This is a genomic window from Tepidibacillus decaturensis (assembly GCF_001561915.1).
Classification (GTDB): domain Bacteria; phylum Bacillota; class Bacilli; order Tepidibacillales; family Tepidibacillaceae; genus Tepidibacillus_B; species Tepidibacillus_B infernus.
On sequence record NZ_LSKU01000001.1, the window covers coordinates 1,639,714 to 1,645,468 of the forward strand.

General features: G+C 37.8%; 6 protein-coding genes. 1 reads left to right on the forward strand and 5 read right to left on the reverse strand.

Going from position 1 to position 5,755, the window contains the following annotated elements:
- The first annotated feature begins 236 nt into the window (after positions 1 to 236).
- Positions 237 to 1,532, forward strand: coding sequence for a transposase (locus tag U473_RS07845; RefSeq protein ID WP_068725081.1), 1,296 nt, complete (start codon positions 237 to 239; stop codon positions 1,530 to 1,532).
- A gap of 272 nt (positions 1,533 to 1,804) precedes the next feature.
- On the opposite strand, the gene tnpB is transcribed toward U473_RS07845, so the two are convergent.
- From tnpB to comX, 5 genes are all read right to left on the reverse strand, one after another.
- A complete protein-coding gene (gene tnpB, locus U473_RS07850) occupies positions 1,805 to 2,125 on the reverse strand; it encodes an IS66 family insertion sequence element accessory protein TnpB (protein ID WP_068725083.1) in 321 nt (106 codons plus the stop codon).
- A 213-nt stretch (positions 2,126 to 2,338) separates the two neighbouring features.
- Positions 2,339 to 3,004, reverse strand: a complete 666-nt coding sequence (locus U473_RS07855) for a response regulator transcription factor (RefSeq protein ID WP_068725085.1) — start codon at positions 3,002 to 3,004, stop codon at positions 2,339 to 2,341.
- A 22-nt stretch (positions 3,005 to 3,026) separates the two neighbouring features.
- Positions 3,027 to 4,481, reverse strand: a complete 1,455-nt coding sequence (locus U473_RS14285; protein WP_082732433.1) for a sensor histidine kinase — start codon at positions 4,479 to 4,481, stop codon at positions 3,027 to 3,029.
- Positions 4,481 to 5,350, reverse strand: a complete 870-nt coding sequence (locus U473_RS14290) for a hypothetical protein (RefSeq protein ID WP_082732434.1) — start codon at positions 5,348 to 5,350, stop codon at positions 4,481 to 4,483. Before U473_RS14290 ends, U473_RS14285 begins: the two co-directional genes overlap by 1 nt.
- Positions 5,351 to 5,429: 79 nt before the next feature.
- Positions 5,430 to 5,594 (reverse strand): competence pheromone ComX, encoded by a 165-nt coding sequence (gene comX, locus U473_RS14610; RefSeq protein ID WP_153012026.1) that lies wholly within the window; start codon positions 5,592 to 5,594, stop codon positions 5,430 to 5,432.
- Positions 5,595 to 5,755: the final 161 nt, after the last annotated feature.

The following is a 5,755-nucleotide window of genomic DNA, read 5'->3' on the forward strand; positions in this document are numbered from 1 at the left end:
GAGCTAATTGCGATGTCTGCGAAACCGCACGGAGGAAGGGTTCAGAAGTAGGTGAAAAATAATTTTACCCCAGTAAAAGCAGGTAAACAGGGGGACTTTGGGCATAAAACAAGAGGCGGGGCAAAAATCCACCCCAGCCTCCCGATGTGGTAACAAATAGTAAACAGGCGAGTCCATCCATGGTAAAATTGGAGTTAACCAAACAACAATTTATCCTTAGGAGGGGTCACCTGTTTATGGCAATTATACCACAATTGAAACTGTTTGAGTGGAATGAAATTCAAATACTTGGTGATTTGGAACGGTTGCGTCTAGTACTTGATTATATGCCTGACGAAGAATTGATGAGGACGCTTGAACGCCATCGCGGCAAGGGTCGCGACGATTACCCGGTTCGTGCAGTATGGAACTCTATATTGGCGGGGATTGTCTTCCAGCATGACAGCGTCGAGAAGCTGCGCCGGGAACTTGCCCGCAACGGCCAGTTGCGGGAGATGTGCGGGTTTGACGGACAAGTGCCGCCTCCTTGGGTGTATACTCGATTTCTGAAAACGCTCATGGAACACGAGTTGTTGATCGACGGTATGTTCAACCATCTCGTAAAGCAATTGTCCGAAGTGTTGCCGGAATTCGGCAAGCATCTGGCGATGGACAGCAAGGCCATCTCGTCGTTTGCCAAACGCAAAAATAAAAGTGAATCCCCGGATGGACGGCGAGATACGGATGCTGATTACGGAAAGAAAAAGTATACCGGCGTCCATGAAGACGGCAAGCCGTGGGAGAAGATCGTCAAATGGTTCGGCTACAAGTTGCACCTGATCGTGGATGCGACATATGAGCTTCCCGTTTTGTTCAGCTTAACGAAAGCGTCGGAGCCCGATATAAACGAAGCCCATCGCTTGATGAAGCGGATGGAAGAAGAGCAGCCCGCGCTTTTGGAAACGGCGGAAACGATGGCCGCAGACAAAGGCTATGATGATACGAAGTTAATCACCAGGTGTTGGGATGAGTACCAAATCAAGCCGGTGATCGATATTCGCAACATGTGGAGAGACGAAGACAAAACTCGATTGCTGGAAGGCAAAGAAAATGTGGTCTACGATTACAAAGGCACCGTGTCCTGTGTCTGTCCGGAAACGGGAAAACAGCGGGAGATGTGTAATGGCGGATTCGAAAAAGACCGGAACACGCTTAAGAAACTGTGCCCCGCCAAGAAAATGGGGATCGTGTGCAAAGGTCAGGCGAAGTGTCCCGTAGAGCAAGGGATACGCATCCCGCTTTCGGAAGACCGGAGGATTTTCACACCGATCGACCGAGCCAGCTACAAGTGGGAGAAAGAATACGACAAGAGGACGGCGGTGGAGCGAGTGAACAGCCGATTGGATGTATCCTTCGGCTTCGAGCTGCACACCATTCGCGGGATGGCCAAAATGAAACTGCGGTGCGGACTCGCGCTGTGCGTCATGCTGGCGATGGCTTTGGGGCGCATCAAGGAGAAGCAGGCGGAGAAGATGCGAAGCCTGGTGGCGTAAGAAGATATCCACATCTGGATAACTCGTCGAAACTTCAATCCACAGAACAGATTCTGTGGATAACGGGATTCGTATGCCCATTTTTTGGAGAAATCGCGTTCAGCGGGAAAATGCCGGCTTCAAAATCTGAAAATGCTGCAGTTTTTCCCATAGACATTGAGGAGATATTGTGGCGACAGCCCACGAAAAAAAGCACATCGCAAAAAGCTCGATACATAAAAGAATTGACTATAAATTCTCTACGAATCTTTGTGTTATTTATTCCATAAGAATTAGATGATTTTTCGCTGCTTAACCTCTTGATGGACGCCTTTTTGCTGGATGTCAAGGCCATCTAAAAGCCAGCGGAGCTCCCGTTCAGTGACATGCATGACTTTGTCGTTCGGATTTTCCGGCCATTTAAATCGCCCTCTTTCAAGACGGCGGTAATAAAGCCAGAAACCGTTACGCTCCCAGTAAAGCAATTTGATTTTATCTCGTTTGGCATTGCAAAAAACGAATAGTGCATCAGAGAAAGGATCTAACTTGAAACTCATTTGAACAAGAATAGCAAGCCCATCAATTGATTTACGCATATCGGTACTTTGGATCATTTGTTCATTCTTATTCAATTTTTTTCGTTTAGTAATCTGCCAATGTAATTGATGAGCTTTAAAGCCATGAACTTCACACCATTTTGTTGCTAAAAAACACCTCCTAAGCGCTATTATGACAAAACGTAATAGGATTTTTAGAAGGTGTAGGCAGTTTGACGCTTACAACTAAGCTTCCAGAATCCGCAGAATAAGAACTTTTTTAACTTTATTTTATGTAGTGGATGAAACTAATTCCTCATTTGGTATAATCCCTTGACGTTTTGCTTCAAGGATCGCCTCTGCTCTTGAACTAACATTCAATTTTCCAAAGATGCGAGTTAAATGATGTTCTACTGTTCTTTGACTCATAAGTAATGTTTTCGCAATTTCCCTGTTGCTTTTACCTTTGGTTATCTCGATTAAAATTTCTTGTTCTTTTTCATTTATCGATGCTTCTTCAAGGGGTTTTTCCATATTAGAAATCCTCACATCTGTTCTTCTTAGTTGTTTCAATAACGAAATTGGGATAACTGCTTCACCCCGTAAAGCACAATAAATAGCAGTAAGAAGTTGTTCTCTTGTAGATGTTTTGCTAATAAAACCAGACACCCCTGCCTCTATAAGAAGATTAAAATGAGCGTCAATTTCATAACCCGTGTAAATCAAGATAGGAATATCTGAATTGATCGCTTTTACCCTACGAGTTAATTCTAACCCACTAATCCCTGGCATGGCCAAATCAAATAATAATAAATTAAATGTCTTCGCTTTTAGTAGTTCAAGTGCTTCATTAGAACTCGTCGTAAAAGTAACTGCCATCTCTTTATCTGCTTCAATCATCATCTTTGTCCCTTCACCTATAGCAGGATGGTCATCAACCAATAAAACTTCAATCATAATCGCCATCTCCTAAAATCGATCATTTTGTATCTAATGTTAAAGGAATTAAAATCATCACTTCAAAGCCGTTACCTAAAGATGAATGTAATTTAATTTCTCCATTTAAGCTTATCACCCTCTCTCGAATTCCTGATAAACCCATATGTGCAAAAGAAGGTTGAATTTCATTTAAATCCATTCCGACACCATTATCTTTATAGTAAAGGTATAAGTCGTTATCTAAACAATCTAATGTGATTACAACTTCAGTTGCTTTAGAGTGTTTAGCCGCATTTGTAATCAGTTCTTGAACAATCCTATAAATCGTCAAAGTGTACTCATCATCAAGATTCTGATGAAATCCCGCTGCGTCAAATCGTATCTTAAAATTATAGCGTAACTGAGCATTAAAAAACAGATTCGTCAAAGATTCAACGATCCCTTTTTCATTTAGCAGTGGAGGACGTAATTCATTACAAGTCTCACGAATTTCATAATTGATATCTAGTATCTCCTGAGATAATTGATATAGTTGTTTTTGATACTTAACCGGTAGGTCTTGATCCCTTATAATTAAATCTAATTTTCGATAAAGATTAATTTGATCTTGAAGTACAGTATCATGAAGGTCGGCCGATAAGCGTCGTCTTTCTTTTTCTTGAATATTAAATAGTAATCTTAAGACCAATGGCGACACAGTGTTATGACTTATCGTTTTCTCTAATTCCTTCATAAATTCTTCAACAAGAGTAAGGTTTTCATACATAATGCTAATATATCTGGCAATCGTTTTTACCCAAGTCCCCTCATCCCGATTCAACTTAATCTTATTTTTTTTATTATCAAGCTTAAGCAAATAATAGCTCTCGGCTTTTTCACGTATGACTACGCAAACTCCGTGATGAAGTTGAACTAACTCCCCTATGGAAAGATTAGGAAACCTATTCTTATTAAGAAAATCCACATCACGACCAGAAAGCGTAAAAGTTCCCCTCCTGACTTTTAACGAATATGTATCTTTATTTAATTCAAATAGCGAGATCTTTTGGATAGATAATGTTTCTTTAATTTCTTTGATAAAGAAGTCTTCCAATTCATTAATTTTCGTTACTCTAGAAATATTTTGAGAAAAATGTTCCAAACTAGCTTGAAGATTATATTTATCTGAATTTAATCGGGAACGAATACGATAGTCTAATTCTTCTTTTAGAATAGAAAATAGGATAAATCCGAAGAATAGAACGATCGACATTTTTCCCCATTGACTAAGTGTAAAATCGACAACTTGCATTAAATAGATTAAAAACAATAGGAAAGCACTCATAAATAGGGATAAAATAGAATAATAACGTAGTCGTCCAAGTGCAAAATCAATATCAAATAATTGTTTGGCACTAACCAAATACATAAACACAATCGGAATAAAAATTAGGAAAGAAGCAGCAACCGTTACAGGGATTAAATCAAACCCAAACGCAATTTCAGGAATGACCACTAGGAATACAAAAGGAAAAAAGCGACCGCAATTCCTATAATCATTATCTTAAATATAGACTTGTAGATTGAATGTCTATTTTTTAAATATCCGTATATCAGAACCACTAGATCAAAAAGAAACCCAAGTGAGAAAACAATCAGTACTAGACTTTTGATATGTAGATAAAAATCCCCTAAATACACCATCATGAAAAAAGTATGTATCGCTATTGTTATTCCGACAATAAGATCATAATATTTCAATATTTTACGATTAAACCAGATAATATTATATTGCCGAAAGTACTCAAATAAGAAATGCAAAAACAGAACAGGGATGAACAATAATGATAACCGATTGATAAACAAGCCAAGTGTGTTTAAACGAGCTGAAGCACCGGCACTGATGTAACTAAATCCAATTGCCAAAAAGAAATAGATTAGTAGAATGATAACTTGATTCTTTCCATTCTTAACATACAAAAATATTGATAAAAAAAGTAAGATGGAAAAAATAAAGAACGGGATAATGATATGGTAAATCGGTATGTCTTGAATAATCTCCTTTGGAATTGTAAATGTTTGAATTTCTCCTGCTCTATTGATTTCTAAAGAGTTTATATTTTCAACAAAACCATATTTTTTGATTGTTACATTCGAATTAGGATCTTCTTCATTTATTTTTTCAATAATATCTCCTGTTGTAATGCCTAAATATTTACCCCATCCTAAGTTGTCAACTTTTGAAACCTGCCATTTGCTATTTATTTTATTTACACTTATTCCGATATAGGGAATCGTGAATGAGATCACGAATAAGAAAAGTGAAACGATAATAATCATTATAAAAATCAAAATAGATTTATAATTTATTTTATGATGTTTCAAAAAAATACCCCCATCAGATGAGTACAATACAATAAAAAAAGTCAGGAAGTTCCTGACTCCACCTAAATTAAAAGGTACTCTACCAATAAAATGGTACTGATAAAACTGCAGTATTCCCACTGAAAACGTCAAGAACAGCCTGTTTCTCAGCTTTTGATAAACCAATTAAACAAATCTTTCTTTCAATAAATTTTTCTTTTACCTCAGGGTTCTCATTTAAATAATCAATCACCTTTTTTAACAATACAACCATCTCCTTTCAATTTTTATTTCAACTCAATTTTATCATGAATTTTATGGACTAGTACCGCAAATCGATTGCGGTATTCCGCTATTTTTTTGCGGTCAATAAAAAAACCTTTACAGATGAATATTTACTATATAAGGAAACAGAAAGTATGAAAT